The organism is Oleiphilus sp. HI0125, from assembly GCF_001635355.1.
Genome location: NZ_LWGF01000857.1, coordinates 1 through 557, shown reverse-complemented (window position 1 = coordinate 557; position 557 = coordinate 1). Strand labels below are relative to the sequence as shown.

The 557-nt window shown below is 42.4% G+C and carries 1 pseudogene; it reads left to right on the top strand.

Annotated features, from left to right (window positions below):
- Positions 1–16: 16 nt before the first annotated feature.
- Positions 17–557 (top strand): annotated as a pseudogene (locus tag A3762_RS14050) (MotA/TolQ/ExbB proton channel family protein); the annotation flags it as partial.

The window sequence follows — 557 nt, the reverse complement described above, 5'->3', positions numbered from 1 at the left end:
GAAGTAGGGGGCTGACATGAAACAATTTACTTTAGGCAAAGTACTTGGTCTTCTGTTAATCGTGAATGCAGGTCTGTTTTTTGCCCAAAAAAGCCTGGCCGAAGATTCGCAAAATGTAGATTTTATTGCGCTCGCAAAGTCGATTGTGAAGAACGACGCAAAAGAAAATGCTGAGCGTGAGCGTGTATCGAAACTTGCTTTGGCTGAGCAGAAGCGTTTGCTTCGCCAAACAAATCAGGAAATTGCTGAGGAAGAAAAAGAAAAGCAACGTTTGAAAGCCTTGTTTGATAAGAACGAAGACGACATCGCAACTCTTCAAGAAAAACTCGATTTAGCGAGCGGCACACTTGGCGAAGTATTTGGTGTTGCGAAAGAAAGCGCGCTGGATTTAATTCCTAGCCTTGAAGATTCGATGACCAGTGCACAATTTCCTGATCGTATTACAGCATTGCGTTTTGCCGAGACCAGTAAGGTGCCAACCCTTCTTGAGCTACAAGCCTTATTCAGTAGTTTTGAAAGTGAAATTGTTGAATCAGGGAAGATTGAATTATTAGATC